21 protein-coding genes and 2 tRNA genes are annotated in these 23,603 nt (G+C 68.6%); 19 read left to right on the top strand and 4 right to left on the bottom strand.

Features of this window, described 5'->3' with window-relative positions:
* Nucleotides 1-38: 38 nt before the first annotated feature.
* Complete coding sequence (locus O9271_RS08795; protein ID WP_298268394.1) at nucleotides 39-557, bottom strand: BON domain-containing protein; 519 nt, start codon at nucleotides 555-557, stop codon at nucleotides 39-41.
* Nucleotides 558-789: 232 nt separating this feature from the next.
* Between O9271_RS08795 and thrS the strand changes: the two genes are divergently transcribed.
* Nucleotides 790-2,751: a threonine--tRNA ligase gene (thrS, locus tag O9271_RS08790; protein WP_298268392.1), complete on the top strand. Its 1,962-nt coding sequence runs from the start codon at nucleotides 790-792 to the stop codon at nucleotides 2,749-2,751.
* Complete coding sequence (locus tag O9271_RS08785) at nucleotides 2,748-3,995, top strand: diguanylate cyclase (protein ID WP_298268390.1); 1,248 nt, start codon at nucleotides 2,748-2,750, stop codon at nucleotides 3,993-3,995. The genes thrS and O9271_RS08785 overlap by 4 nt, the downstream gene beginning before the upstream one ends.
* 109 nt (nucleotides 3,996-4,104) lie before the next feature.
* Here the strand turns inward: O9271_RS08785 and O9271_RS08780 are convergent, their stop codons facing one another.
* The 3 genes from O9271_RS08780 to O9271_RS08770 form a co-directional block, all read right to left on the bottom strand.
* Nucleotides 4,105-4,269 carry a hypothetical protein gene (locus O9271_RS08780; protein WP_298268388.1) on the bottom strand — a complete coding sequence of 55 codons (165 nt, stop codon included), beginning with the start codon at nucleotides 4,267-4,269 and terminating at the stop codon, nucleotides 4,105-4,107.
* A 101-nt stretch (nucleotides 4,270-4,370) separates the two neighbouring features.
* On the bottom strand, nucleotides 4,371-5,879 hold the full coding sequence (locus O9271_RS08775; protein WP_298268386.1) for a carboxypeptidase regulatory-like domain-containing protein: 1,509 nt from the start codon (nucleotides 5,877-5,879) through the stop codon (nucleotides 4,371-4,373).
* A gap of 23 nt (nucleotides 5,880-5,902) precedes the next feature.
* Nucleotides 5,903-6,364, bottom strand: a complete 462-nt coding sequence (locus tag O9271_RS08770; protein WP_298268384.1) for a TerB family tellurite resistance protein — start codon at nucleotides 6,362-6,364, stop codon at nucleotides 5,903-5,905.
* 200 nt (nucleotides 6,365-6,564) lie between these two features.
* Here O9271_RS08770 and O9271_RS08765 point away from each other — a divergent pair, with 200 nt between their 5' ends.
* The 17 genes from O9271_RS08765 to O9271_RS08685 all read left to right on the top strand — a co-directional run bounded on the left by O9271_RS08765 (nucleotide 6,565) and on the right by O9271_RS08685 (nucleotide 23,593).
* Nucleotides 6,565-7,773 (top strand): acetyl-CoA C-acetyltransferase, encoded by a 1,209-nt coding sequence (locus O9271_RS08765; protein WP_298268382.1) that lies wholly within the window; start codon nucleotides 6,565-6,567, stop codon nucleotides 7,771-7,773.
* Between the two features lie 41 nt (nucleotides 7,774-7,814).
* Nucleotides 7,815-8,618, top strand: a complete 804-nt coding sequence (locus O9271_RS08760) for a CPBP family intramembrane glutamic endopeptidase (protein WP_298268379.1) — start codon at nucleotides 7,815-7,817, stop codon at nucleotides 8,616-8,618.
* Between the two features lie 6 nt (nucleotides 8,619-8,624).
* Nucleotides 8,625-9,488, top strand: coding sequence for a 3-hydroxybutyryl-CoA dehydrogenase (locus tag O9271_RS08755; protein ID WP_298268376.1), 864 nt, complete (start codon nucleotides 8,625-8,627; stop codon nucleotides 9,486-9,488).
* A 6-nt stretch (nucleotides 9,489-9,494) separates the two neighbouring features.
* Nucleotides 9,495-10,679 (top strand): acyl-CoA dehydrogenase family protein, encoded by a 1,185-nt coding sequence (locus tag O9271_RS08750; RefSeq protein ID WP_298268373.1) that lies wholly within the window; start codon nucleotides 9,495-9,497, stop codon nucleotides 10,677-10,679.
* A 10-nt stretch (nucleotides 10,680-10,689) separates the two neighbouring features.
* A complete protein-coding gene (locus O9271_RS08745) occupies nucleotides 10,690-11,766 on the top strand; it encodes a Glu/Leu/Phe/Val dehydrogenase dimerization domain-containing protein (RefSeq protein ID WP_298268371.1) in 1,077 nt (358 codons plus the stop codon).
* The gene (gene rpiB, locus O9271_RS08740; protein WP_298268369.1) at nucleotides 11,766-12,245 is read left to right on the top strand and encodes a ribose 5-phosphate isomerase B; all 480 of its coding nucleotides are present in this window, start codon (nucleotides 11,766-11,768) and stop codon (nucleotides 12,243-12,245) included. Before O9271_RS08745 ends, rpiB begins: the two co-directional genes overlap by 1 nt.
* Nucleotides 12,242-13,540 (top strand): serine hydroxymethyltransferase, encoded by a 1,299-nt coding sequence (gene glyA, locus O9271_RS08735; protein WP_298268367.1) that lies wholly within the window; start codon nucleotides 12,242-12,244, stop codon nucleotides 13,538-13,540. Before rpiB ends, glyA begins: the two co-directional genes overlap by 4 nt.
* A gap of 192 nt (nucleotides 13,541-13,732) precedes the next feature.
* Complete coding sequence (locus O9271_RS08730) at nucleotides 13,733-14,116, top strand: Minf_1886 family protein (protein WP_298268365.1); 384 nt, start codon at nucleotides 13,733-13,735, stop codon at nucleotides 14,114-14,116.
* Nucleotides 14,095-15,735 carry an NAD(P)H-hydrate dehydratase gene (locus O9271_RS08725; RefSeq protein ID WP_298268363.1) on the top strand — a complete coding sequence of 547 codons (1,641 nt, stop codon included), beginning with the start codon at nucleotides 14,095-14,097 and terminating at the stop codon, nucleotides 15,733-15,735. Before O9271_RS08730 ends, O9271_RS08725 begins: the two co-directional genes overlap by 22 nt.
* A gap of 10 nt (nucleotides 15,736-15,745) precedes the next feature.
* On the top strand, nucleotides 15,746-17,557 hold the full coding sequence (locus O9271_RS08720) for a hypothetical protein (protein WP_298268362.1): 1,812 nt from the start codon (nucleotides 15,746-15,748) through the stop codon (nucleotides 17,555-17,557).
* Between the two features lie 67 nt (nucleotides 17,558-17,624).
* The gene (gene thiL, locus O9271_RS08715; RefSeq protein WP_298268361.1) at nucleotides 17,625-18,593 is read left to right on the top strand and encodes a thiamine-phosphate kinase; all 969 of its coding nucleotides are present in this window, start codon (nucleotides 17,625-17,627) and stop codon (nucleotides 18,591-18,593) included.
* Nucleotides 18,594-18,647: 54 nt separating this feature from the next.
* A complete protein-coding gene (locus O9271_RS08710) occupies nucleotides 18,648-19,433 on the top strand; it encodes a lysophospholipid acyltransferase family protein (protein WP_298268359.1) in 786 nt (261 codons plus the stop codon).
* A 220-nt stretch (nucleotides 19,434-19,653) separates the two neighbouring features.
* Nucleotides 19,654-20,934, top strand: a complete 1,281-nt coding sequence (gene eno / locus O9271_RS08705) for a phosphopyruvate hydratase (RefSeq protein WP_298268357.1) — start codon at nucleotides 19,654-19,656, stop codon at nucleotides 20,932-20,934.
* A 10-nt stretch (nucleotides 20,935-20,944) separates the two neighbouring features.
* The gene (locus tag O9271_RS08700) at nucleotides 20,945-21,352 is read left to right on the top strand and encodes a septum formation initiator family protein (protein WP_298268355.1); all 408 of its coding nucleotides are present in this window, start codon (nucleotides 20,945-20,947) and stop codon (nucleotides 21,350-21,352) included.
* A 22-nt stretch (nucleotides 21,353-21,374) separates the two neighbouring features.
* Nucleotides 21,375-21,448, top strand: a tRNA-Met gene (locus O9271_RS08695).
* Between the two features lie 82 nt (nucleotides 21,449-21,530).
* Nucleotides 21,531-21,604: transfer RNA gene (locus O9271_RS08690), tRNA-Met, on the top strand.
* A 204-nt stretch (nucleotides 21,605-21,808) separates the two neighbouring features.
* Nucleotides 21,809-23,593 (top strand): class I SAM-dependent DNA methyltransferase, encoded by a 1,785-nt coding sequence (locus tag O9271_RS08685; protein ID WP_343213890.1) that lies wholly within the window; start codon nucleotides 21,809-21,811, stop codon nucleotides 23,591-23,593.
* Nucleotides 23,594-23,603: the final 10 nt, after the last annotated feature.

The raw sequence follows: 23,603 nt of genomic DNA, 5'->3' as shown, positions 1-23,603 counted from the left end.
GCGGCGCCTGCCGAATGCGCCGCCCCCGCCGCCGCTGGTCAGCCGGCGGCGCGCCGCCGGATCATGAGGTTGCTCACCACGCCGGTCACCTCGGGCACGCCCCGCACCAGCGTGAGGGCGTACTCCACCTCGCGGCGCTCCTCCACCCATCCGGTGAGTTCCACGCGGCCATGATGGTCGGCGCCGATGTCCACGTTGCGGGTCGCCAGCAGAGGGTCGTTGCGGAATACCTCGAGCACCCGCTGTTCCAGCTCCTCGGCCGACGGCCGGGTCGGGGCCGCGGTTGGCGCCGCCGCCTCGTGAGGGGTGTCGTCGGCTTCGAGCGGATCGTCGTCGGGGGGCGCGTCGAGGCCGTCCCATCCCGCTTCCCATTCGGCGTCCCGCGCCCTCTCGGCATCGCGATCACGCCGCCGGTTGGTGCGACGCAGCAGGCCGCTCACGCCGCCTGCTCGGTCAGCTAGGGCCATGCCAATGGCCAGCCCGGCCACGGCGCCCAGCGCCACCAGCAGCAACGTCCCGGTCCGTGAGTTGCTTGGTCCTCGTCGTGCGCGTCCCATCTCCCATCCCTCGCAAAGTACCGGCCACGTCGCCGGCGAAAGCCGCCTCGTGGCGTAAGTTCTCATGGAAGGATAACTTGACCACTCTTGCCGAGCGAGGTCGACTGCCACGGACCGTAGCCGTGCGTCCTCGTGCCAGGTGCCTGGTCGGCACGTGGCAGATGTCGCTCGCGTCCTTTCGCTGTCCCGTCCGATGATTGCCGGAACGTCCGCTGCTGGTGAAGGTCCGATCGTGCTCACGCTCCCCGATGGCAACACGCGCGAAGTCGCGCCGGGGACCCTCGCCCGCGATGTGGTCGGCTCCATTGGCGCACGCCTGCTGCAGGCGGCGCTGGCCGTGGCCGTCGACGGCGACGTCCAGGATCTCATGACCCCGCTGCGCCGCTCGGGCCGATTCGTGGTCATTACCGACAAGGATCCGCGGGCACTGGGCGTGCTGCGGCACTCGGGCGCGCACATCCTGGCCACCGCCGTGCGCCGCCTGCGCCCCGACGCGAAGATCGGCTTCGGCCCCGCCATCGACGACGGCTTCTACTACGACTTCGAGGTGGAGTCACCGTTCACCCCCGAGGATCTGGCCGCCTTCGAAGCCGAGATGCGCAAGGTGGTGGCCGAGAAGTACCCGTTCGTGCGCGCCGAAGTCTCGGTGGACGAAGCGAAGCAGCTCTTTGCCGACGACCCGCTCAAGCTCGAGCGACTGGCCGACTTCGACGGCACCGACGAGATCATCAGCACGTACACCGACGGGCCGTTCATCGACCTGTGCCGCGGCCCCCACGTGCCCGACACGTCGCACCTCAAGCACTTCAAGCTGCTGCACACCGCCGGTGCCTATTGGCGCGGCGACGTGAAGCGGCAAATGCTGCAGCGCATCTACGCCACCGCCTTCTTCAAGAAGGACGAACTCGAGACGCACCTGCACAATCTCGAGGAGGCGAAGAAGCGCGATCACCGCGTGCTGGGCAAGGCGCTCGGTCTGTTCCAGCTGTTCCCGCAGGCCCCAGGTGCCGCGTTCTGGACCCCCAAGGGCACCACGCTCTACAACACGCTCGAAGGGTTCGTGCGCGAGCGGCAGCAGGAGGCGTTCCAGGAAATCAAGACGCCGCTGCTGTACAACAAGAAGCTGTGGGAGCAGTCGGGACACTGGGGCAAGTACAAGGAGAACATGTTCCTCGTGCTCGACAACGAGACGGGGGAGCACGACATGTCGCTCAAGCCCATGAACTGCCCGTCGCATCACGTGCTGTTCGCGTCGCACAAGCACAGCTACCGCGAGTTGCCGGTGCGCTACGTGACCTTCGACGTGCTGCACCGCAACGAGCTGTCGGGGGCGCTCTCCGGCCTCACGCGGGTGCGGCAGTTCTCGCAGGACGACTGCCACGTGTACCTGCGCGAAGATCAGATCGAGAGCGAGGTGAAGTTCCTCATGGACTTCATCCTGTCGTACTACGATACCTTCGGACTCAAGGCCACGCTCAAGTTCGCGACGCGTCCCGAGCAGCGCATCGGCAGCGACGAGCTGTGGGATCGCGCTGAAGCGGCGCTGCGGGCGGCGCTCGATGGCACGGGGCGGCCGTACGAGATGAAAGAGGGCGACGGCGCCTTCTATGGCCCCAAGATCGACTTCGACGTGACCGACAGCATCGGGCGCGCGTGGCAGCTGGGCACCATCCAGCTCGACTACAACGCCCCGGAGCGGTTCGACCTCAGCTACACCGGCGAGGACAATGCACCGCACCGCCCGGTCGTCATCCACCGCGCGGTGAGCGGGTCGTTCGAACGGTTCATTGCCATCCTCATCGAGCACTTCGGCGGCGCGTTCCCGCTCTGGCTCGCGCCCGAGCAGGTGCGCGTGATTCCCATCGCGATCGACTACAACGACCACGCGCAGCAGCTGGTGGCACGCATGAAGGCGCTCGGCATTCGCGCCACGCTCGACGCCCGCAACGAAACGCTCAACTACCGCGTGCGCGAGGGCGAGGTGGAGAAGGTGCCGTACATGTGCGTCATCGGGCGCCGTGAGGCGGAGGAGCACACGGTGGCGCTGCGGGCCCGCGGCGCCGGCAAGAAACAGGAGATCCTGTCGCAGGAGGCCTTCGTCGAACGGGTGCTCGAGGAGATCCGCACCCGCGCCCTCGCGACAGCCGCCGCTCCGGCCACCGATGCCGGCGCGAGTGGGGAGGCCCTGGCGTGACCCCGGAGGCGCTGCTCGATCTCTTCCTGCTGTCGCCGGTCGGTCTCGTCGATGTCGATGAACACGGCCGGGTCGAAGTCGCCAATCTCGCGGCGCGGCGCCTCCTCACGCCTTTCACCAGTTCCGGGTCGCTCGACGACCTGTTCAACACCCTCGCCGACGTCGCGCCCGACCTGCCGGCACGGGTGCGCGGCTTCGACGGGCCGCGCGGCATCATCGTGGAGAACCTTGAACTGCTGGCGCCCGGCCAGCACAGCGGCGTGTTCCTCACGCTCGTCAAGGTGTCCACGGGACGCATCGTGGCCGTGACCACCGACGCGTCGTCGCTGGCCTCGGCGCGCGGCCTGGTGTCGCGTCTTGAACAGCGACTCAATGCGGTGCAGGGCGCCGTGCGGGAGTACGCCATCTACACGCTCGACGCCGAGGGCAAGGTGGACAGCTGGAGCAGTGCCGCCGAGCGCGTGCACCTGTTCGGCAGCGGGGCCATCATCGGGCAAAGCATGTCGGCGCTGTTGCCGCCCGACCGCGGCGGGGCTGGCTATGTGGCCGAGACCCTCGCCCTCGCTGCCCGCAACGGCTGGTGTGAGGAAGAGGGCCACCGGCAGCGTGAGGACGGCACGACCTTCTGGGCGACCACGGTGGTGACCGCACTGCGCGACACGTCGGGCGCGGCGGTGGGGTACTCGGTGGTGTCCCACGATGTATCGGAGCGCCGCCGGCTCGAGGAACGGCTGCGTGACGATACCTCCAGCACCACCGATTACCTCACCGGGGTCTCGGCCCGGCGCGCGTTCTTCGATGTGGCGCAGAGCGAAGTGGCCCGTGCCCGTCGGTACGGCCAGCCGCTCACGCTGCTGCTCGTCGACCCCGACCGCTTCCGCGACCTGGCCGATCAGCACGGGGAGGCCTTCGGCAATGAATGGCTGCGCGCCATCGCGTGGGTGTGCCGCCAGGAGTCGCGCACGACCGACGTGGTGGGACGTATTGGCGGCGAAGCCTTCGGCGTGTTGCTCCCCAGTACCGAACTCTCAGGCGGCCTCGTGCTGGCCGAGCGCATTCGCGAGCGCATGGCGCGCCACGTGTTCTCCGGTGAATTCACTGCCGTGCGTACCACTCTCTCAGTGGGCGTGGCCGAAGTCACCGAAGGGATCACCGGCGTGGATGCGCTGCTGGCCACGGCCGGCACGGCGGTCGGGCGTGCCCGGCAGGCGGGGATGAACCTGGTGGTCGGGTACGACGACTGACGACGGGCGCCGCGAGACGGCGTCATGTCTGGCGGCACCTTGAGGTAGGGCGTCATGTTTGACGGCGTCATGTTTGACGGCGTCATGGGAACGGCGTCATGGGAAGAACTTATGGCAACGGCGCACACCGCCGTTCCCATACCGCATTCAGCATCACGCTTTCTTCCCTGACGCCGTCTTCCATGACGCCGTCTTCCATGACGCCGTCTTCCATGACGCCGTCTTCCATGACGCCGTCTCCCGTGACGCCGTCTCCCGTGACGCCGTCTTCCATGACGCCGTCTCCCGTGACGCCGTCTCCCGTGGCGCCGTCTCCCGTGACGCCGTCTCCCGTGACGCTGTCACGTGCGGCATCGACCGTGCTCCGCCGCTTCCTTACCGGTCGTTCGGTCGGCGCCGCTGCCCGGTCCAGATGACGATGCTGCCGCAGCCGTTGCGGCTCATGAACTCGGGAGGAGTCGAGCCCGTGCGGCTGTACACTTCCACGGCGCGAATGTCGTTGGTCGACACCACGTTCTCGATCACACCGTCGGGAATGGGCGTATTCATGCCGTTCACGAACACCGCCGGGATGCAGGTGCCCGCCCCGGCGTTGCCACGCATCGTGACGCGGTCGCGACCGGCGCTCGCCCCGGGTTGGATCGTGACGCCGGGGGTGCCGCGCAGGATGTCGGCCGCGAAGAGCGCGTTGCGTCGTTCGAGCTGCTGATCGTCGAGGAAGTAGCCGCCCCCCATCTTCTTGCGCTCCTCGAACGCGGCCATCTCCCGGCTCCAGCGATCGGCGGTGACCTTCACCGTATCCATGCGCGGCGCGAGCCCCGCGAGGCTGATTTCGGTCACGGCCTCGGCATTCTCGATGAAATCCACGGCCACGCGCCTCGGCTCGAAGCCCACCGCGCGGGCTTCCACCATCCACGAGCCCCCGGGGAGCGCTTCGAAGGTGAAGGCGCCGCCGCCCGTTGAGACGCCTTCGGCGCCCGTGCCCGGGACCGACACCCGCGCGCCCACCAGCGGCTTGCCAACGCTGTCACGCACCACGCCCCGCACGCGGCTGGTGCCCTTGAGCAGGGTACGTGGCCGCTCGGCCGCGGACGTGGGAGCCACAGCCACGCGCTGCGGACTGGCAATGATGAGATCGCGGACCAGCAAGCCATTGCGCGGCACCACCAGCTCCACCACCCCGCTCGAGTCGGGACCGGCATAAGCGCGCGTGGTCACGCTGGCCTCGGGGGGCACCCCGCAGAGCACGAACGCCCCCGTGGGCTGCGCGTCGGCAAACCGCGACGGGAAGCGGCGCGACATGCCGCTCGGCCCGATCACCGTTTCGAGGTACTGCACCCGGACCCGCGCGTTGCCTTCGAGCGGCGTGCCGCGGGCGGTACGGACCATCCCCATGAACGCGCCGCGGTCGTTCCCCTCGCCGGCCGCGGCACACTTGGTCTTCATCAGGCTGGCCGCCGACGGAAGCCCCAGCGACAGCGACACATCGCCGCTGCCGGCGATGTTCACCTGCACAATGCGGTTCTCAAGCCCGAGCCGGTCGACCTGCTCGTGGATGATCCCCACGAGATACGACCCCACGCGCATCGAGTCGAGAAAGAATTGCCCCACCGAGTCGGTGCGGATGCTGCGGACATTCTGCGGATTGTCCGCCGCCACGAACTGCACGGTGGCGTTGGCGAGCGGCGCCACCGCCACACTGTCGAACACCTCGCCGGTGATCTTCGCCAGAGGGATCTGCAGCGTCGGGCCCGCGGTGGCGGGCTTGGGTGCCGGAGCCGTGGCGGGCTTGGGTGCCGGAGCGGGTCGCCGTACAGGCTGACGGACCTGAGCTCCGGCCACCGCCGGAAAGAGAAGGGCAGGGAGCAGTCGGATCGCACGCATCCTGCAACTTCGAAGCACGCCCCTCACGCGTCCAGTGGGGGGGCGGGGGGGCGGTCGCCCTCCACGCGGCGCGCCGGCACACCCAGCAGCGCCGACAGCTGCGTCGTGAGCAGCGTCTCGTGGTCTCCCAGCCAGCCATCGGCCCCCGCGACGTCCCAGAGCAGGTCGGAGAGCACATGACGCTGATCCTGATCGTACTCGGCCAGCAGCTGGTTCGTGAACGCCGAGCGATCGACGCGCTCGCTCCACTGCCGCTCCGCTTCGGCAATCAGCTCCAGGGCGCCGCGATCGTCCACGCCAAAGTAGGTGGTGAGCGAACGCAGGATCACGGCGCGTTCGTCCCGTGACAGGCGCTGGTCGGCGTGCGCGATTTCGAGCAGCAGGGCACAGGCGGCGACGCGGATGTCCGCCTCGTGTATCGGCGGGTCCAACTCGGTGACAGTCGGCAGGCTGTCGGCGATGAGCATGCGCAGGGTATCAAGCATGCTCCGTGATACTGCAGGGGTTGGGCCATCGTTCCGGAAACCCCCGCGCACCCGCCTGCGGCCCCAGCCCCCTGCGCCCCATCCTGTCCCCGAGTCACAGACAGTTTTCAGTAACAAGCCCCCGCTCCTGCCCGCCCATTAACTTGACGTGGCATCCCCAAAGCGCTCCCCAGCGTCGTCTTCCGCCCGTTTCCCATCCCATGTCCGACATGACTCGCCAGCCGGTGATCGTGGGTGCCGCGCGCACACCGATCGGCCGGTATCTCGGAGGCTTGGCCTCCCTTTCCGCGCCGGAACTCGGCGCCATTGCCATCCGTGCCGCCCTGCAGCGCAGTGGCGTGGACCCTGCCGCGGTGCAGGAAGTCATCATGGGGCACGTGCTGCAGGGGGGCACCGGACAGGCCCCGGCACGGCAGGCCATGCTCAAGGCTGGCGTGCCCAGCACGGCGTCGGCACTCACCGTGAACAAGGTGTGCGGTTCCGGGCTCAAGGCGGTGATGCTGGCGGCGCAGGCCATCAAGGCCGGTGATGCGCAGGTCATCGTGGCCGGTGGTCAGGAAAGCATGAGCAACGCGCCGCACTACGTGTACGGCATGCGTGGTGGCGTGAAGATCGGCGACCAGACCATGGTCGACGGCATGATCAGGGACGGGCTCTGGTGCGGGACCTGCAACGTACACATGGGTTCGCATGCGGAATACACGGCCACCAAGGCGGGCGTGTCGCGCGAGGCGCAGGATGCCTTTGCCGCCGCGTCGCACGCCAAGGCCGTGGCGGCGCAGCAGGCCGGCAAGTTCACCGCCGAGATCGTCCCGGTGGAGATTCCCGGCCGCAAGGGCCCCACCGTGGTGAACGCCGACGAAGGGCCGCGCGCCGATACCACGGCCGAGTCTCTCGCAAAGCTGCGCCCCGCCTTCCCGGGGAAGGGCGACCCCAACACCCTGTCGGTGACGGCCGGCAACGCCTCGTCGCTCAACGACGGCGCGGCCGCGGTGGTGGTGACCAGTGAGGCATATGCGCGTGCGCACGGCCTCACCATCCTGGCGCGCATCACGGGCTACGCCACGGGCGCCGGGGACCCGCAGGAGCTGTTCTTCGCGCCCATTACGGCCGTGAAGAACCTCATGGCCAAGGCGGGCACCACCATTGGCGATTACGACCTCATCGAGGCCAACGAAGCCTTCGCCAGCCAGGCGCTGGCAGACGGGGCCGGGCTGGGGTGGGACGGGGATCGCGTGAACGTGCACGGCGGTGCCATTGCGTTGGGGCACCCCATTGGCGCGAGCGGCACGCGCGTACTGGTCACGCTGCTGCACGCGCTCATCGATCGCAACCTGCGCACCGGCGTGGCCACGCTGTGCCTCGGTGGCGGTGATGCGGTGGCCCTTTCGGTGGAACGCGTTTCCTGACGGTCTTCGCGCGCGTTCTCTGGCGGCTCGTCGCCTTCGGGGTGGCGTGGATCCTCGCCCAGGGAGTCTTCGAGTCGCTGGCGGCACCGCTCTTCGGCCTGCTCTCGCGGGCGATGGGCGAGCCGGTCCCCATGTACCCCGTCAGCATGCTGGTGGGGGTGCTGGCCGGGTGCTGGACCGGCTTCCGCTTCCTGGACGAGGTGCCCTGGGCGGTGCTGGGCGTGCCGGAAGGCAGTTGGCGCGCCCGGCCGCTGCTGGTGGGGGCCGCTGTGGGCACCGGTGCCATCCTGCTCACGACGCTGGTGCTGTGGGGCTTCGGTCAGCTCCGCTTCGACGCCGTACCGGCGCAGGCGTTTGCCGGGGAAAGCTGGGGCGGAACGGCGCTGCGACTTCTGGTGGTGCTTGCCCCGGCGGCCCTGTGGGAGGAGTACGCCTTCCGCGGCTATCTCTACGCCACGGCCGCCGAGGCCACACCAGCCGGGCAGGGGCCGCTGTTGGCACGAGCCGCCAGCAGCGTGGCGTTCGGCATGGTGCATCTGCTCAACCCGGGGGCCGGTGCGCGCACCACCGGCATCGTGATGCTGGCCGGGTGGTGCCTGTGCGTCATTCGTGAACGTGCGGGACTGCCGGCGGCGTTCACGGCGCATCTGGCGTGGAACTGGGTCATGGCGGCCGTGCTGCACGTGCCGGTAAGCGGGTTGCCGTTCGCCACACCGGGCTACAAGGCGGTTGTATTGGGACCGGCGTGGCTCACCGGCGGCTCCTGGGGGCCGGAAGGTGGCGCGGTGGCAGCGTTGGTGTTGAGTGGTGGACTCCTCACTTTTTCCAAGTACACGAGGCATTGAAGCGATATGTCCGATACGGTGGGTGGCATGCAGCGCGCGGCGGTCATCGGCGCGGGGCAGATGGGCAACGGGATTGCGCACGTGTTCGCGGTGAGCGGCCACGAGGTCACCATGATCGACGTGAGTGCCGACGCCCTTGCCCGCGGGCGTGACACGATCGCCAGGAATCTCGAGCGCCAGGTGAAGAAGGGCGCGCTCGACGCCGAGGTCGCGGGCGCGGCGCTTGCGCGCATTCAGACGGCCACCGCGCTCGATGCCGTGGGCACGGCGCAGATCGTCGTGGAAGCCGCCACCGAACGCACGGACCTCAAGTTCCGCATCTTCGAGGAGCTGGATCGGCTGGCGCCCGAGGGCGCCATCCTCGCCAGCAACACGAGCTCCATTTCCATCACCGAGATTGCGGCGCGCACCAAGCGCCCCGAGCTCGTCATCGGCATGCACTTCATGAACCCGGTGCCGGTCATGCAGTTGGTGGAGGTCATTCGCGGCCTCGCGACCAGCGATGCCACGACCGCGCAGGTCATGGCGCTCTCCCGGGCGCTCGGCAAGACGCCGGTGGAAGTGAACGATTTCCCCGGCTTCGTGGCCAACCGCATCCTCATGCCCATGATCAACGAGGCCATCTACTGCGTGATGGAGGGGGTGGGCACGCCGGAGGCCATCGACACGGTCATGAAGCTCGGCATGAATCACCCCATGGGGCCGCTCACGCTTGCCGACTTCATCGGGCTCGATACCTGCCTCGCCATTCTCGAGGTGCTGCACGACGGCCTCGGCGATCCGAAGTACCGTCCCTGCCCGCTGCTGCGGAAGTACGTCGCGGCGGGGTGGCTTGGCCGCAAGAGCGGTCGCGGCTTCTACCAGTACTGACCCCACATGTCGCTCCTGCCCCTCACTGATACCCAGCGCGAAATCCAGCGACTGGCACGCGAGTACACCGCGCGCGAACTCACGCCGCTCGCCGGCGAGCGCGACCGCGCGCAGCGCTTCGATCGCCTCATGGTCGAGCAGATGGCCGAGCTGGGGTTCCTCGGCATGCTCATCCCCGAGCAGTACGATGGCCTCGGCCTCGATGCGCAGAGCTACCTGCTGGCGCTCGAGGAGATCGCCGTGGGTGACGCCACCGCGGCGGTCACGCTGAGTGTGCACAATTCGCTGCCCACCCAGATGATCCTGAGCTTCGGCAACGAGGCGCAGCGCACCCACTACCTGCCGCCCATGGCGCGCGGGGAGTGGCTCGGGGCCTTCGCGCTCTCCGAGCCCGAGGCCGGCTCCGATGCCGCGAGCCTGCGCACCCAGGCGGTGCGTGACGGTGACGACTGGCTGTTGAGCGGCACCAAGGCGTGGGTGAGCCACGGGAACGAAGCGCAGGTCATCCTCTGCATGGCCCGCACCGACACGCCCGACGCCCGCCGGGGGAGCAAGGGGATCAGCACCTTCATCCTCACCCCCGACCTGCCGGGCTTCCACGTCACGAAGAAGGAGAACAAGCTGGGCATGCGTGCCTCGCCCACCCTCCAGATCGTGCTCGACAACTGCCGCGTGCCCGGCGACCGGCTGCTGGGCGACGAGGGCAAGGGGCTCATCTATGCGCTCGGGTCGCTCGACCATGGGCGGCTTGGCATTGCGGCGCAGGCCATCGGCATTGCGCGCGCCGCGCTCGAGGCCAGCGTGCGCTACGTGGGTGAGCGCAAGCAGTTCGGCAAGCCCATCGCCGAGTTCCAGGCCATCCAGTTCAAGATCGCCGACATGGCCACCCGCATCACGGCGGCCCGTACCCTGCTGCACGCGGCGGCCGCGGCCAAGGAGCGCGGGGAGAAGGTCACGCGCTACAGCAGCATGGCGAAGCTCTTTGCCTCCGAGACCGCCATGTGGGTCACGAACGAAGCGGTGCAGATCCATGGCGGCTACGGCTACGTGACCGACTACCCCGTCGAGCGCCATCTGCGCGACGCCAAGGTCACCGAGATCTACGAAGGCACCTCGGAGATCCAGCGCATCGTGATTGCGCGCGAAACGCTGGCCGCCGCCGCGGCCGCCGACGGTATCCTCCCCGACTGACGGATCCTGCATGCACTACTTCGACACCATCGCCGAGATGGGCCACGAGCAGGTCGTGTTCTGTCACGACAAGGCGAGTGGCTACCGCGGCATCATCGCCATTCACGACACCACCCTCGGGCCGGCGCTCGGCGGCTGCCGCTTCTGGAGCTACGCAAGCGACGAGGAGGCGGTGGTGGACGCGCTGCGCCTCTCCCGCGGCATGACATACAAGAACGCCGTGGCCGGCCTCAATCTGGGCGGCGGCAAGTCGGTGATCATCGGCAACAACAAGACCCCGCACCGCGAAATGCTGTTTCGGGCGCACGGGCGGTTCGTGGACTCGTTGGGCGGCCGCTACGTGACGGCCGAGGATGTGGGCACGACCGTCGAGGACATGGACTTCGTGCACATGGAAACCACGCACGTGGCCGGCATCGGCTCCAAGTCGGGGGATCCGTCGAGTGTCACGGCACGCGGGGTGTTCCGCGCCATCCAGGCGTCGGCGTTTCAGCGCTGGGGGAGCAAGGAGCTCACGGGCCGCACGGTGGCCATTCAGGGGCTCGGCTCGGTGGGCAGTCACCTGGCGCGGGAGCTGCACCGGGCCGGCGCCGATCTCGTCGTGACCGACATCGACGCCACGCGTGTCGATCGTGTGGTGAAGGAGTTCGGCGCCACGGCGGTGCCGCTCGACGACATCTACGCGGCCAGGGCCGACATCTTCGCGCCCTGCGCGCTGGGGGGGATCCTCAACGACGACACCATCCCGCGACTGCAGGTGGAGATCGTGTCGGGCGCCGCCAACAACCAGCTGCTCGAAGACCGGCATGGTGACGAGCTCGAGGCGCGCGGGGTGCTTTATGCGCCCGACTACGTGGCCAATGCCGGCGGTGTGATCAACGTGTACAGTGAGCTCACCGGCTGGAGCCGCGACCGCTCGCTGCGCAAGGCCGACGAGATCTACGAGACCGTGCTGAGCGTCTTCGCCCTGGCCAAGAGTACCGGCATTCCCACGTACATGGCGGCCGATCGGGTGGCCGAGCAGCGTATCGCCGCCGTTCGCGGTATGATGAGGACGTGGCCGCAGTACCCCAACAAGGAATCCTGATGACCAAAGAGCGCATTCCCATCGCGTCCGATCACGCCGGTTTCGAACTCAAGGAACGGCTGCGTCTCGTGCTCGACTCGCTCGGGTACGAGGTGGACGACATCGGCACGCACAGCACCGCCAGCACCGACTACCCCGATTACGCCCACCCGCTCTCGCAGCAGGTCAGCGACGGCGCTGCCGACCGTGGCATCCTGCTGTGCGGCACGGGGCTGGGCATGAGCTATGTGGCCAATCGGTATCCCGGGGTCCGCGCCGCCGTGGTGTGGAACCCCGAAATCGCCGGACTGGCCCGCAAGCACAACGACGCAAACGTGCTGGTGCTCCCCGCGCGGTTCGTCTCCGACGAAGACGCGGTGGCCATCCTCAAGACGTGGCTCGATACGCCCTTCGAGGGCGGGCGCCACGAAACGCGCGTGCACAAGATCGAGCAGACGAACGAACAGAACGGAGCGGACGCTCCGGGGAGCGGGGCATGAGTGCTGGAGCGAGTGCCGATTGGTCGCAGTGGGATCGTTTGCCTCCGGGCGGCGCGCTGAGCGCCACCGACCCGGAGATCGCGCACCTGCTGACCGAGGAAGTCGAACGACAGAGCGACGGCCTCGAACTCATTGCGAGTGAGAACTTCGTGTCGCCCGCCGTGATGGAGGCCATGGGGTCGCCGCTCACGAACAAGTACGCCGAGGGGTTGCCGGGGAAGCGCTACTACGGCGGCTGTGAGGTGGTGGACAAGATCGAACAACTGGCCATCGATCGCGCGAAGCAGCTTTTTCAGGCTGATCACGCCAACGTGCAGCCGCACAGCGGTGCGAGCGCCAACGCGGCGGTGTTTCTCGCCTTCATGAAGCCGGGCGAGACCTTCCTCGGTATGGACCTGTCGCAGGGCGGGCACCTCACGCACGGCTCGCCGGTCAACTTCTCCGGTCTGCTGTACAAGGCGGTGTCGTACGGCGTTACCGGCGACGGCATCATCGACTACGACCACATGCGCGCCCAGGCGCGCGAGCATCGCCCCAAGATCATCATTGCCGGCTACAGCGCGTACTCGCGCGTCATCGACTGGCAGGCGTTCGCCGACATCGCGCGCGAAGTGGGCGCGCTGTTCTGGGTCGACATGGCGCACTTCGCGGGGCTGGCCGCCACCGGCGCGTATCCGTCGCCGGTACCCTTTGCCGACGTGGTCACCAGCACCACTCACAAGACGCTGCGTGGTCCGCGCGGCGGCATCATTCTGTGCAAGGCGGAGCACGCGAAGGCCATCGACAAGGCCATGTTCCCCGGCATGCAGGGCGGACCGCTGGAGCATGTCATTGCCGCCAAGGCCGTGGCGTTCCACGAGGCGCTGCAGCCGTCGTTTACGGCGTACTGCCGCCAGGTGGTGGAGAACGCGCAGGTGCTCGCCGCGGCGCTCGTGTCGCGCGGCTATCACATCGTCAGTGGCGGCACCGACAACCACCTCATGCTGGTGGACCTCCGCAACAAGGGGCTCACCGGCAAGGTGGCCGAGAAGGTGCTCGACCAGGCCGGGATCACGGTGAACAAGAACACCGTGCCCAACGAAACGCAGTCGCCGTTCATCACCAGTGGCATTCGCATCGGCACGCCGGCGGTGACCACGCGCGGCATGGATGGTGACGCCATGCAGCAGATCGCCGCCCTCATCGACCGCGTGCTCACGCATCACGACGATGCGGACACGGTGGCCGCGGTCAAGGCCGATGTGAAGGCGCTCGCCGATCGCTTCCCGCTGTACCGCGCCGTCGCGCGGGTGTAACTCCCGCACACCACGGCATTTCCGTGGTGTGCGCATCACAAAGCTGTGCAGAGGTAAAGGATCGGGCGTCCACGGGAGTTGTGGCCGCCCGATCTCGTCTTCAGTATTCACCATGTCTGCGGCGCCGTCGCCGCGGCGTGCAGTTCGCGGGCTGTCGTCATTCGCGTCGAATTCGTCGAGGAGCAGGGAAGCGTGTCTGAGCTGGCGTTCCGTGAAGGCATCATGGATCAGATCCGTCTGCGTGAGCAGCGGTTCGACGAACGTGCATACCTTTTCGTCCTGGCCGCGCTCGAGCACAGCCAGACTCGGCTCGTGGAGCGGCGGCACATCACCGGTCCCGAGCTGGCCCAGGCGTGCCGTGATCTCGCCTTGCATCGCTACGGCGTCATGGCCCGCGTGGTGCTCGAGCACTGGGGGGTACGCTGCACCATGGACATCGGCGATATCGTGTTCACGCTCGTCGACCTGGGGCTGCTCATCAGCCAGCCACAGGACAGTCGCGACGACTTCCATGGCGTCTTCGATTTCGAGGATGCCTTCGGGCGCGAGTATCCATGGAGCACGGCGCACGTCTGAGCGCCCTCCGCATCACGACGGCGGTTGAAGCGGCGGCACGAGACCGCGCCGTCATCAACGGCGGTGTGCCGTCGTTCGATCTCATGGTGCAGGCCGGTTCCACCGCCGCGGCGTTTCTGCTGCGGGAGTTCGACGACCGCCTGGCGCATGGGGTATGCCTGCTGGCTGGGAGCGGCAACAACGGCGGCGATGCGTATGTGATGGCCGCGCAGCTGGCGCGCCAGGGGGTTACGGTGCGGGTGCACGCGCGCATGCCCCCGCGCACACCCGACGCGCAGCGGGCCGCGCAGATCGCGGCGCCGTATCTGGTGCATGGCATGCCCACCGGCAACGAGCAGATCGTGGTGGACGGGCTGTTGGGAACCGGGCATCGCGGCGCGCTGCGCGACGGCCTGTCGGCCGACTGTGCGCGACTCACGCTCGCGCGCGATCGCGGCGCCACGATCGTGGCGCTCGACGTGCCCAGCGGTCTCGATGCCACGACCGGCGAGATCGCCGATGGCAGCGCCGCCGCGCACGTCACACTCTCGTTCGGCACGATCAAGCGCGGAGCGCTGCTGCAGCGGGCACACGTGGGGCGCGTGGTGCTGCTCGACATCGGCCTCGGGGTCGGTGCCGACCGTCCCGGGGACACTGATGACGGCGCGTGGCGCTGGGCCGACCTGCATGGCGCGGGCGCGCTCCTGCAGCAGGTGGCCGCGGCAGATGCGTGGTGTGCGCACAAGGGCACGCGCGGACGCGTAGCGCTCGCCGGTGGCGACGAGGGGATGGCCGGGGCGGTGGTGCTGGCCGCACGGGCGGCGCTGCACTCCGGCGCCGGGCTGGTGCACGCGGTCGTGGCCAGCGAGAGCGTGGCCGCCGTGCAGGCGTTGGTGCCGCAGGCCCTCGCGCACCGCTGGCCCGAAGCGGCGGGGAGTCGGCACGCCGATGCTACCGGTGCTGCCGCGCCCTCGGCGCTGCGGGTGGATGCCCTCGCCGTGGGACCGGGGCTTGGTCGCAGCCCGCGGTCGGCCACCGCGCTGCAGCGACTGCTCGACCAGCATCGCGGCGTGCCGCTGCTGCTCGATGCCGACGCCTTGTGGCACGCGGCTGAAGCGGCGGCGGCACTGGGTACCGATACGGCGTCGCTGCTGCAGCACTGGACGCGCGACGCGCGCGCGGTGGTGTGCACGCCGCACGCCGGTGAGTTTGCGCGGTTGCTGGGCGCACCACTCGCCGCAGCCTGGAGCGAGCGCGCACACCAGCTGCAGCGTTTCGCGGCCCGCGCCCACTGCACCGTGCTGCTCAAGGGGACGCCCACGCTGGTCGCGTCAGCCGACGGCGCCCCCGTGTGGGTCGTGCCACACGGGACACCTCTCCTGGCGACCGGGGGGAGCGGTGACAGCCTTGCCGGCATCGTGGCCGCGCTGCTGGCACAAGGCGCGTTGGGCGACGCGGCGGCGGTGTTGGGCGCCACCGTGCATGGTCGGGCTGCCGAGTGCGTGCACGGCGCGGCGCGCACCACGGCACGCGGCACCACGCTGGACGAGGTGCTGGCGGCCACTCGCAGCGTGTGGAGCGCGCTGGCCACGCCACCGCCGTTCCCCCCGGCCGTTCTCGCCGAACTCCCCTCGGTCTAGCGGCGCCGCCATGCCGCACGCCGCGCATCGCCAACGCCCCATGACGAGCTATGCGGCACGCACCCGGGCGTTCGCCATTGTGCTCGCCAAGGCGCTCGCCGCCGTTGGCAGTGCGGCCTGTGCCCCGTTGCCACCGGGAGCCGCGGCTCCCGCGGGGTTCGTGAGCCCGGGCGAGGAGCGGGTGCTGGTGGGCAGCTTCGCCACCGTGAACGCCGTGGCGGCATCACGGCGCTTCGTCTACGCCGCAGGGCCCGGCGGCGTGGCCATCTTCGATCGCTTCACCGAGCGCTGGACGCAGCCCCCAACCGATGACCTGCAACGGGAACTCGGCCTGTCGACGGCGTTCGACGCGCGCACGGTGGGCCCGGGCATTTCGCTGCTCGTTGGCGACCCGGTGGAGGATGCCCTGTGGATCGGGGTGCCGGGGGCCGTGATCGTGTACCGCCCGCTCACGGGGCAGGCGCAGCGTGTGCTCGTGACCGGTGTGCCGCAGCGCATCGTCTTCGAGCGGGCTGCCACTGCCAGCGGCGATGCGCTGGTGCAGAGCGGCGGGCAATGGCTGCGCGTCTCGCGGGTTGGTATCGCCACGCCGCTCGCTGGTGCACCGGCACTGGCGGCGGTGGTCGTGCCGCCGTCGCTTGCCGATCTCGAGGGCCGCTACCCGGCGCTGCGGGCGCAGGTGCAGCAGGCGCTTCTGCAGCTTCGGCACAATGCCGCCGGGAACCGGCCGCTGCGTTCGGTGATCATGCGCGCGGCCGCTGCCTCCCCCGATCGCGCTGGCGAGCTGTGGGTGGGTACCGATGGCGACGGGCTGTTGCGCGTGGACCCGTTGGTGGGCACGGCCGCGGCGTTTCCCTATGGGCTGCGCGATGGCGGCGCGGGGGCGCTCGCGCCCGCCGCCGACGGCGTGTGGATTGCCGGACTCGGTCTCGCGAATCGCGATGGCGGCCTCACCTTCGCCACCACCGATCTGCAGCGCTGGCGCTGGATCGAGGGCACCATCACCATGCCGCTGGCCGGGGTGCGTGCCTTTGCCATGGTCACCCGCGGCGCGCAGGCGTGGGTGGGTACGGCCAGCGGGCTGCTGCGGGTGCAACTGGACGGTGCCGAGGCGATGCAACGGTACGGCCGACTCACCGGACTCCCCGATGACCGGGTCTTCGCCGTGGCCGCTCGCGACAACGGTGCCTGGGCGGGCACGGCGCAGGGGTTGGTGTTCGTGCGCGACACGTTGCGCGACATGGAGCGTGAAACGTTGCGCGAAACCGCTGCGGCGTCGGGCGCCGTACCCGAGGGCAACGTCGCTCTCCCTGGAGTGGCCGTGTACGCGCTGCAGACGGCCGGCGAGGTGCTCTGGGCCGGTACCGAAGCCGGGCTCGTGCTTCGACCTGCCGACCCCGCGGCACCCGCCGCCATGCGCCGTCCCGGCGGCAGTGCCTCCGCGCTTCGGCGTCCGGTCCGTGCGCTGGCGCTGCACGACAGCGTGGCGCTGGTGGCCACCGACGACGCCGTGTACCTGCTGAACGCCTGGGCTGCGTGGGGGGCGGACAACGGTACCCCTGCCGAGCCCCTGCCGTTGATGGAGCCCCAGCGTTTGGGTGCGGTCACCCGCGTGGCGCTGGATGCGCGCACGATGGCGCTTGCCGGTCGTGACGGCCTCGTGCTGCGCGACCGTGCGCACGGTGCCGTACGCGTCCTGCGTACTGGGGCGGAGCTGCCGGGGCCGGTGCTCGATCTGCTGTTCACGCGCGACTGGCTCTTTCTCGCCACGCCGCAGGGGCTCGTGCGGTTGCGGCGCGGCGCCGACGGGCTCGTGCCGTAAGCCGGCGTGTGTGGTGCCGGCCACCACAACGCTGACGCCGCGACGTTGCAGCCTCTAGCTTCCGCGCATGGCGACCACGCACGGCTCGGCGCAGCAGGCGGCCTTTCGCGACCATCAGGCCATGGGGCCGGGGGTGGAGTTCGACACCATCCGCATGCTCATGGCGCGGTGGGGACCGCTGGCCGTGGATATTGGTGATGATGCCGCGGTGTTGCCGCCGCTCGCCACCGGAGTGCGTGTGGTGAGCACCGATGCCTGCGTCGAGCATGTGCACTTTCGCCGGGAATGGCTCACGCCAACGGAGATCGGGCACCGCGCCGCGGCCGCGGCACTCTCCGACCTCGCGGCCATGGGGGCTCGTGCCGAGCGTGTGCTGGTGGCGCTGGTGGTGCCGCCTGACTGGCAGGGCGCACTGGCCGAGGTGGCCGATGGGATAGGCCGCGTCGTGGGGGCGGCGGGCGCGCGCATTGTGGGGGGGAACCTGAGTCGCGGGGCCACCTTCGCCATCACCCTCACCGTGATCGGCGTTGCGCACCCTCCCGTGTCGCGCGCCGGTGCGCAGGTGGGCGACCTGGTGATGGTCACCGGCACGCTGGGCGGCCCCGGGGCGGCACTCGCGGCGTGGCAGCAGGGAGACACACCCACCGCGTGGGCGCGCGACCGTTTCGCCGCGCCCACTCCCCGTCTGGCCGAGGGCGAGTGGCTGGCCCGCATGGGGGCCAGTGCCATGCTGGATATCTCCGACGGTCTGGCCGCCGACGCTCGGCATCTGGGCGCCGCCAGCGGGGTGGTGGTCTCCCTCGACCATGCGCGCCTGCCGGTGGGCACCGGCCTCACCCCCGCGCAGGCCCTCAGGAGCGGCGAGGAGTACGAGTTGCTGGTCACAGTACCCCCCGGGCGTCTGGCGGCCGTGACGGGTGGCTGGAGTGCCTTCAGCGAGGTGCCGCTCACCGTCATTGGCGAGGTGCGACCGGCCGGAACGGAACCAGCGGCGCATTCCGCGCCCGACTCCGGCCACGATCACTTCGCGAGGTAGCCGGTTCGGTGCGGCGCAGTTGTATGCGGCGCCAGCCGCGCTAAACTTGGAAGGATGTTCCGAACCGCCCTCACCTTCGTCGCCCTGCTGATCGGGACACTCGTCTTCGGGTCGACCGTGCTCATCGCGCAGCTCTTCGGGGTGCAGGAGGGCCCGGGAAGCATCTACGAAAAGTGTCCGCGCTGGTGGGCGTGGTGGTTGCTGCGCGCGGCGGGCGTGAAGGTGGTGCTGCACGGCAACGATGGGCTCGTGGCGGGAGCACCGCGGGTGTACATCGCCAATCATGTCAGCTGGTTCGACATTCCCAGCATGATCGAGGTGCTGCCGCATTACGGCTTCGTGGCCAAGCGGGAGCTCGAGAAGATCCCCATTTTCGGCGCCGCGGCGCGCGGGGTGGGGGTCATCTACATCGATCGCGAGAATCGCAAAGCCGCGTTCGGTGCTTACGAAGATGCGGCGAAGAAGATCCAGCAGGGCAATCCGGTGCTCGTGTATCCGGAGGGGACGCGCGGCAGCAGCTATGCGCTGCGCCCCTTCAAGAAGGGGCCGTTCGTGCTGGCCATTGCCTCGCAGGCCCCGGTGGTGCCGGTGGTCATTCACGGCACCATCGAGGTGAATCCGCGCGACGAGTTCCGCGCCAGCCCGGGGACCGTGCACGTGCACCTGCTGGAGCCCATTGCCACGACCGGGCTCACCTACAACGATCGCAATGTGCTGGCCGATCGCGTGCGGGAGCGCATGGCCGTGTGTCTGCGCGAGGTGTACGGCGTGGAGCCGGCGCTCGTGAGTGGCGAGCGCGAACGGCGCGCCGAGCCCCTGCCGGCGCCGACATCGTCGTAGATTTAGGGCACGTTAGGAAGCAGGTCGCAGGTCGCAGGTCGCAGGAAGCAGGTTGCAGGTTGCAGGTTGCAGGTTGCAGGGGGCAGGGGGCAGGGGGAAGGAGGCTCGGTGCGTGGCGCAGGGCCCTTCGTTGTTCCTGCCTACTGCCGTCTGTGGTTCCTGCCGTCTGCCGTCTGTCGTTGCCGTTTACCAATCTCGCCTCACACACATCCCCAGTATCATGGCTCCCATCGTCTCCGTGTCCGCGCGCGAAATTCTCGACTCTCGCGGCAATCCCACCGTTGAAGTCGACGTCATTCTCGAGACCGGGGCGGCGGGACGCGCGGCGGTGCCGAGCGGCGCCAGCACGGGTGAGCGCGAAGCCGTGGAGCTGCGCGATGGGGACCCGGGGCGCTACGGCGGCAAGGGGGTGCAGCAGGCGGTGAACAACGTGAACACCGAGATCGCCGAGGCGCTCGAGGGGATGGACGCTACGGACCAGATCGCGGTGGATCGGGCGCTGATGGATCTCGACGGCACCGAGAACAAGGGGCGGTTGGGGGCGAACGCCATGCTGGGCGTCTCCATGGCCGTGGCGCGCGCGGCGGCGCTGGAAGTGGGGCTGCCGCTGTATCGCTATCTGGGTGGCCCCATGGCGCGCACCCTGCCGGTGCCCATGATGAACATCCTCAACGGTGGCGCGCATGCCACCAACACGGTGGACTTCCAGGAGTTCATGGTCATCCCCGTGGGGGCCGATTCCTTCGCCGAAGGGCTGCGCATGGGCACGCAGGTGTTCCATCAGCTCAAGAAGGTGCTGGTGGCGCGCAAGCTCTCCACGGGCGTGGGCGACGAAGGCGGTTTTGCGCCGAACCTCGCGAGCGACGAGGACGCGCTCAAGGTGATCATCGAAGCCATCGAGGCGGCCGGGTTCCGTCCGGGGCAGGACATCGCGCTCGCACTGGACGTGGCGGCCAGCGAGCTGTTCCGCGACGGGCAGTATCAGTTCAAGAAGAGCGGCGCCGCGGCGCGCAGCCCGCAGGCGATGGCCGAGCTGTACGCCGGCTGGCTCGAGCAGTATCCCATCGTGTCCATCGAAGACGGCATGGCGGAGAACGACTGGGACGGCTGGAAGTATCTCACCGAACTCGTGGGTGATCGCTGCCAGCTGGTGGGCGACGATCTGTTCTGCACGAACAGCGAGATCCTGGCCAAGGGCATCGAGGCCGAAGTGGCCAACGCGATCCTCATCAAGGTGAACCAGATCGGCACGCTCACCGAGACGCTCGAGGCCATCGAGCTGGCGAAGAGCGCCGGCTACAACAGCATCATTTCGCACCGCTCGGGTGAAACCGAGGACACCTTCATTGCCGACCTCGCGGTGGCGACGCAGGCGGGGCAGATCAAGACGGGGGCACCGTCGCGCAGCGATCGCGTGGCCAAGTACAACCAGCTGCTGCGTATCGAGGAGCAGCTGGAGGGGTACGCCGAGTATCCCGGCGGCGCGCTCTTCGGCATCTGAGGGCGGCGGCGTGGCGGGGCGCAGCAAGCGCGTGATGCCGGGCGGCGCCCTCATCCGCCGGTTGGCGTGGGTGGGCGGGGCGGTGGCGGTGCTGTCCTTTGCCGTGGAAGGTGGCGAGTACGGCACCACCGATCTGCTCGCGCTGCGCGACCGTGTCGCGGACATCGAATCGGAACTGACGTTGTTGCGTGACACGGTGGCGGCGCTCGATTCCACGCTCAAGCTGGTGAGCAGCGACGACTTCACGCTCGAGCGCATTGCGCGCGAGGAGCACGGGTTGGTGAAGGGGCCGAAGGAGCTGCTCTACTGGGTGGACGACGCCTCGGCGCGCGATTCGGTGGCGCGTGATGCGGCCGCGCGTGATTCGGTGAAAAAGAGTGCGACCGACGACACGACCGGGGTTGACTCCGGCGATTGACCGGCTAATATCCCAAGACTGCCGCGGGGTGGAGCAGCCTGGTAGCTCGTCGGGCTCATAACCCGAAGGTCGCGGGTTCAAATCCCGCCCCCGCCATAGCATTCGGCCGGTCCGAAAGGGCCGGCCGTTTGCGTCCCGGAAGTGCCGCGCCCGCTCCATGCGCGGACCACGCTTTTGGGGCTGGGTAGCTCAGCCGGTTAGAGCGCACGACTCATAATCGTGAGGTCGGGAGTTCGAGTCTCCCCCCAGCTACTTGTGTTGTAACTGTCTGCGGGTGCCAAAGGTCGCGAACTCCAATCGGGTTCGCGACCTTTGCGTTTGCGAGGTGCTGTCGGCGATTGAGCGAGCCCGTACCGTGACCCCCGCGTCTCGCCTCTGTCAGGGTGAGCTTCCACATTACAGACTGGTAAGCGACCGCCCTCCCCAATCCGTAGCCCCGTCGTGATGGCCAATGTGATGACCGCCGGCACCGGCCCCGCCCCTGAGCGTGCCGCAGCCACGGCGACCCCCAATCTGTCCGCCTTCATCTGGTCCGTCGCCGACCTGCTGCGCGGCGATTTCAAGCAGTCCGAGTACGGTCGCGTCATCCTGCCCTTCACGGTGCTCCGCCGGTTGGACTGCGTGCTGGAGCCCACCAAGGCCGCCGTGCTGGCCGAGCTGGAGAAGCGCTCGAAGGCGGGGCTCAACCCCGAGCCATTTCTCCTCAAGGCGGCCGACCAGTCGTTCTACAACACCTCCAGGCTGGACGTGCGCACCCTGCTGGGCGATCAGGACCACATCGCCGAGAATCTCCGCAGCTACCTGCAGGCGTTCTCGCCCGCGGTGCGCGACATCTTCGAGCGCTTCGACTTCCACACCCAGATCGAGCGGCTCGACAAGGCCAACCTGCTGTATCTGGTCACGGAGAAGTTCGCCACGGTCGACCTGCACCCCGATACGGTCTCGAACGCGCAGATGGGCAGCGTGTTCGAGGAGCTGATCAGAAAGTTCGCCGAACTGAGCAACGAAACGGCCGGTGAGCACTTCACGCCACGTGAGGTCATCCGCCTCATGGTGAACCTGCTGTTCATCGAGGACGACGAAGCCCTCACCAAGCCGGGCGTGGTACGCTCCATCTACGATCCCACCGCCGGCACCGGGGGCATGCTGAGCGTGGCGGGCGAGCACCTGGCCGAGATCAACCCCGAAGCGCGGCTGGTGATGTTCGGGCAGGAGCTCAACGACGAGTCGTACGCCATCTGCAAGGCGGACATGCTCATCAAGGGACAGGAGGTGTCCAACATCTTTCCCGGCAACACGCTCTCCAACGACGGGCTGCCGACAAAGAAGTTCGACTACATGCTCTCCAACCCACCCTTTGGCGTGGAGTGGAAGAAGATCGAGAAGGAGGTGCGGCGCGAGCACGAGCAGAAGGGGTTCGACGGGCGGTTCGGGCCCGGGCTGCCGCGGGTATCCGACGGCTCGCTGCTGTTTCTCATGCACCTGCTCAGCAAGATGCGCCCCGCCGTGGACGGCGGCAGCCGCTTCGGCATCGTGCTCAACGGCAGCCCGCTCTTCACGGGTGGCGCCGGCAGTGGCGAGAGCGAAATTCGCCGCTACGTGCTGGAGAACGACCTGCTGGAGGCGATCATCGCGCTCCCCACGGATCTGTTCTACAACACCGGCATCGCCACCTACGTGTGGATCGTGAGCAACCGCAAGCCGGTGCACCGCAAGGGCAAGGTGCAGCTCATCGACGCCAGCGCCATGTGGCAGAAGATGCGCAAGAGCCTTGGCAGCAAGCGCAAGGAGATCGGCTCGGCGCATATCGAGGAGATCACGCGACTCTTCGGCGGCTTCGAGGAGGCCACGCGCGATGGCAAGCCCATCTCGAAGATCTTCCGTAACGACGCGTTCGGGTATCGCACCATCACCGTGGAGCGCCCCGAGCGCGACGCGGCGGGAAACGTGGTGCTGGCTGCCAAGGGCAAGGGGAAGGGCAAGCCCGTGCCCGATTCATCGCTTCGCGACACGGAGAACGTGCCGCTGAGCGAAAGCGTGGAGGCGTACTTCGATCGCGAGGTGAAGCCGCACGCGCCCGACGCGTGGATCGACCACGAGAAGACCAAGGTGGGCTACGAGATTCCGTTCAACCGGCACTTTTACGTGTTCACTCCGCCGCGGCCGTTGGCGGAGATCGACGCGGAGCTCAAGGTGGTGACCGACCGGATTGTGAAGATGATTGGGGAGCTGAGCCAGTGAGCGGGGAGGA

Origin of the sequence: Gemmatimonas sp. (assembly GCF_027531815.1) — a bacterium.
In the GTDB taxonomy this organism is placed as follows: domain Bacteria; phylum Gemmatimonadota; class Gemmatimonadetes; order Gemmatimonadales; family Gemmatimonadaceae; genus Gemmatimonas.
Note: the sequence above shows the minus strand (reverse complement) of the source record. Positions and strands in the feature narration are given on the sequence as shown.

Excerpts from the sequence above, each read along its gene's own strand:
- O9271_RS08795 (WP_298268394.1), bottom strand. The coding sequence starts at position 557 with ATGGGACGCGCACGACGAGGACCAAGCAACTCACGGACCGGGACGTTG.
- O9271_RS08780 (WP_298268388.1), bottom strand. The coding sequence starts at position 4,269 with ATGGAAGACGGCGTCACGGGAGACGGCGTCACGGGAGACGGCGTCATG.
- O9271_RS08775 (WP_298268386.1), bottom strand. The coding sequence starts at position 5,879 with ATGCGTGCGATCCGACTGCTCCCTGCCCTTCTCTTTCCGGCGGTGGCC.
- O9271_RS08770 (WP_298268384.1), bottom strand. The coding sequence starts at position 6,364 with ATGCTTGATACCCTGCGCATGCTCATCGCCGACAGCCTGCCGACTGTC.
- O9271_RS08765 (WP_298268382.1), top strand. The coding sequence starts at position 6,565 with ATGTCCGACATGACTCGCCAGCCGGTGATCGTGGGTGCCGCGCGCACA.
- O9271_RS08755 (WP_298268376.1), top strand. The coding sequence starts at position 8,625 with ATGTCCGATACGGTGGGTGGCATGCAGCGCGCGGCGGTCATCGGCGCG.
- O9271_RS08750 (WP_298268373.1), top strand. The coding sequence starts at position 9,495 with ATGTCGCTCCTGCCCCTCACTGATACCCAGCGCGAAATCCAGCGACTG.
- O9271_RS08745 (WP_298268371.1), top strand. The coding sequence starts at position 10,690 with ATGCACTACTTCGACACCATCGCCGAGATGGGCCACGAGCAGGTCGTG.
- rpiB (WP_298268369.1), top strand. The coding sequence starts at position 11,766 with ATGACCAAAGAGCGCATTCCCATCGCGTCCGATCACGCCGGTTTCGAA.
- glyA (WP_298268367.1), top strand. The coding sequence starts at position 12,242 with ATGAGTGCTGGAGCGAGTGCCGATTGGTCGCAGTGGGATCGTTTGCCT.
- O9271_RS08725 (WP_298268363.1), top strand. The coding sequence starts at position 14,095 with ATGGAGCACGGCGCACGTCTGAGCGCCCTCCGCATCACGACGGCGGTT.
- O9271_RS08720 (WP_298268362.1), top strand. The coding sequence starts at position 15,746 with ATGCCGCACGCCGCGCATCGCCAACGCCCCATGACGAGCTATGCGGCA.
- thiL (WP_298268361.1), top strand. The coding sequence starts at position 17,625 with ATGGCGACCACGCACGGCTCGGCGCAGCAGGCGGCCTTTCGCGACCAT.
- O9271_RS08710 (WP_298268359.1), top strand. The coding sequence starts at position 18,648 with ATGTTCCGAACCGCCCTCACCTTCGTCGCCCTGCTGATCGGGACACTC.
- eno (WP_298268357.1), top strand. The coding sequence starts at position 19,654 with ATGGCTCCCATCGTCTCCGTGTCCGCGCGCGAAATTCTCGACTCTCGC.
- O9271_RS08685 (WP_343213890.1), top strand. The coding sequence starts at position 21,809 with ATGACCGCCGGCACCGGCCCCGCCCCTGAGCGTGCCGCAGCCACGGCG.